Here is a 2,541-nt window from a genome sequence, read left to right as displayed (position 1 = left end):
AATCGTTAAGGAAAGAATCGAAGGTGGTGCAAACGAAAAAGCAGTATGGAGACTTTTCATTAACTGCCCTTTCGTTTGCATCAATTTCGATTTTTTCTGGTTGAACAAAGCGCGTCAACTCTATATGGACTTTTAATTATGACACTCTATTTATAATAGGATAGCGTGTACACATAGAAACACATAGAATTTATAATTCAGTCCTGTATTATGACACCAGAAATAAGCCTCCCTAAGGAAGCTAAAAAAATATACAGTTATGATACGTTAACAGAGCATATGTGGTTTTGGTTTTATAAAATGTTGTTCTGTAGGCAGAGGAATAATCTTACCACCACAGGAAGAACACTTGCATATATCTTTATTATAAAGAAGACGGATAATGGCAGGTGCATCCATATCTTTCAGCTTGGAAATATATTTTTTGCAACCAAGGATGTTTCTGCATAGGGTAATCTTTTTCTTCTTATTTCTGGATGAAAGAAGACCATAGTGCCTGATACGTACAAAACGTTTTGGAGGAACATGCATTAAAAATCGACGGATAAATTCCTCGCCGGATATGGTGATCTCTTTCCAAAGCCCTTGGTTTTTGTAATCTTTAGCGGAAAAAGTAACTGTAGATTCTGTCATGTCTTTGATACGGTAGTTGCTGATAGCAATCCGGTGGGTGTATTTTCCAAGGTATCTGATGACAGATTCGGCACCGTCAAATGGTTTCTTGCAATAAGGAATCCATTCCTTTGTATAGCAGGTATTTAATAATTCCTTGAAAGTATAGTAGTTTTTGTAAGGTGCAGCCGGCCCATGAAATTCAAGCCTGTCATTTTCCCAGAGCTGCTTAAGTTCAGCCATATATTTTCCACGAAATATTTTGGAGATCACCTTAATCGGAAGAAAAAACTCTTTCCCGTTGTCTTTCCAATGACTTTTCACATCCAGCCCTCCACCAAGAACAATCGCATGGATATGAGGATGAAAATTCATGGTGCTTCCCCATGTATGGAGGATACAGATATAGCCGATATCAGTCCCAAGATATTTACTATCAGCAGCAAGTTCACTGAGAGTATCTGAAGCCGCATGATAAAGAGCAGTGTATAAGAATTTCTGGTTGCTGTAGATAATGGGATTAAGTTCTTTTGGAACTGTAAAAACTACATGGAAATAAGGAGCATCTAAGATATCCTCACGCCGTGCATCTACCCATTTTTCTTTTGGAAACTCCTGACACATAGGACAGCATCTGTCACGGCAGGAGTTATAGTGGACTGACATGCAGCCGCAGTCCTCGCATACGCTTACATTCACACCAAAGGCACCGGTTTTGCAATTCATGATGTGATAAGCGGTCTTTCGCTGAGCGGGAGAAATACTATGTGTGGATTCAAAAGATGGATAAAAACGATGAAAAACATCCTGAATCGTACAATCCTTACTCATGATTTACCACCTTCCGGGTTGTCGAACGGGCTGCGGATTCCAAGAAGTGTCTTGTTGCTCACATGAAGGTAAACATCTGTAGAGCGAGGATCAACATGTCCCAGAAGTGACTGGATATATTTTATATCTGTGCCACTTTCGAATAGGTGGCTGGCAAAACTATGACGGCACGCATGAGAGGAAACATGACGGTTAATGCCGGCGAGTTTAGCACTTTTCTTAAAGAACTGGTTAACACTGGCTATATCAAGATATCCACCGGACCAGGAACTTGGGAAAAGGATATCTTTAGGGCGACCACATTTGTACCAATACTCTGTGAGAAGGTCTAAATTTTTTTGAGACAGAATTGTATACCTGTCAATTCTGCCTTTGGTTTCACGAACATGAATTGTCATGTTGGTACGTGAAATGTCATCATAATGAAGATGAACAACCTCTGATACACGTAATCCGGAAGAATACATAGTTGCAATAATCGCTTTATGCTTCAGATTCGGAGTGGCGTCAATGATTGCATTTATTTCATCGCGGGATAGAACAGCAGGAAGATTTCGCTCTCTTTTCATAGCCGGAACAGTGTCATCATCCCAGAGAATCTTCAGCACCTTTTTATATAAGAACTTGATTGCAGACCGATAGTGATTGTGAGTTTCAGGAGACCTTCCTTCCAGACGTTTGGCAGTAAGAAAACTTTCCGCATCTTCAAGTGTAAGATCAGAAACATTTTTTCCAATCCAACGAAGGAAGTAACTGACATCAGAGCAATACAGTTGAATAGTTCTTTCACGCAGGTTACGTTTTTCCGCTTCATTGCGGATGGATTCAAAAATATCTTTATACATAATAAAACCTCCAGAATAAATAGTGTTAATAATTACATCTACCTATTCGGAGGTGCGTTAGCGTCATAATTCCGATTGCGGAAGAGACTGGAAAATGTTATTCTTATCATAGGCAGTGGAGCTTTCTTAGTTCAGTTGTTTCGTGTGGTAACTTAACAATAACGGATTATGGAAAGTAATTCCACTGCTTTTTTAATAAAAATAAAACTGCGCCACAGCCTTGGCAGGCCATCGCGCAGCGATTTTGTTCAAT

2 protein-coding genes are annotated in these 2,541 nt (G+C 39.6%); both read right to left on the bottom strand.

Features of this window, described 5'->3' with window-relative positions:
• Positions 1-267: 267 nt before the first annotated feature.
• The gene (locus tag ACESZG_RS18830) at positions 268-1,443 is read right to left on the bottom strand and encodes an IS91 family transposase (RefSeq protein WP_055060815.1); all 1,176 of its coding nucleotides are present in this window, start codon (positions 1,441-1,443) and stop codon (positions 268-270) included.
• Positions 1,440-2,288 carry a site-specific integrase gene (locus tag ACESZG_RS18825; RefSeq protein ID WP_055060816.1) on the bottom strand — a complete coding sequence of 283 codons (849 nt, stop codon included), beginning with the start codon at positions 2,286-2,288 and terminating at the stop codon, positions 1,440-1,442. The genes ACESZG_RS18830 and ACESZG_RS18825 overlap by 4 nt, the downstream gene beginning before the upstream one ends.
• Positions 2,289-2,541 lie beyond the last annotated feature (253 nt).

The organism is Blautia sp. Marseille-P2398, from assembly GCF_964240315.1.
GTDB classification, from domain to species: Bacteria; Bacillota; Clostridia; order Lachnospirales; family Lachnospiraceae; genus Blautia_A; species Blautia_A wexlerae.
This window is presented reverse-complemented; position numbering and strand designations above follow the sequence as displayed.